Raw genomic sequence first — 425 nt, forward strand, 5'->3', positions numbered from 1 at the left:
TGACTAGCGCGAGTCAGTTGGCTCGAATCTAGACACGGCACTGAGCAACGGGATGAAGCGCGATCGACAAATATCTTCAATGAGTCAGGTAAACCGATGACAAGCAACTTAATGAGCGCGATCGAACTCCAACACCGCCTGAATAAATCCCTGGTATCCTCCAGCCAGTCACTCGGCTGGAGCGGCGTTTTAGTTCAACAGTATCAATATCCCAGTTCTTTCACCGTCTGTGAAATGGATGTTCCGGCTTTATCAGATCACTGGCTCAACTTACCGCTAGGAAATGCGGCTCAACTGACTCAGAAGCGCGACGATCGCTTCCATGAGTCGATCGTCCAGGAGGGTCACAGTATTTTTGTTCCGGCAGGACAACCAAGCTACTGGCGATGTGAAGCAAGTGAGACTGATGAGACAATGTTACACAT

General features: G+C 49.6%; 1 protein-coding gene. It reads left to right on the forward strand.

Annotated features, from left to right (window positions below):
* Window positions 1-111 precede the first annotated feature (111 nt).
* On the forward strand, window positions 112-425 hold a 314-nt coding region (locus tag D7V97_RS44435), incomplete at its 3' end, for a hypothetical protein (RefSeq protein WP_199729290.1).

Origin of the sequence: Corallococcus sp. CA053C (assembly GCF_003611675.1) — a bacterium.
Classification (GTDB): Bacteria; Myxococcota; Myxococcia; order Myxococcales; family Myxococcaceae; genus Corallococcus.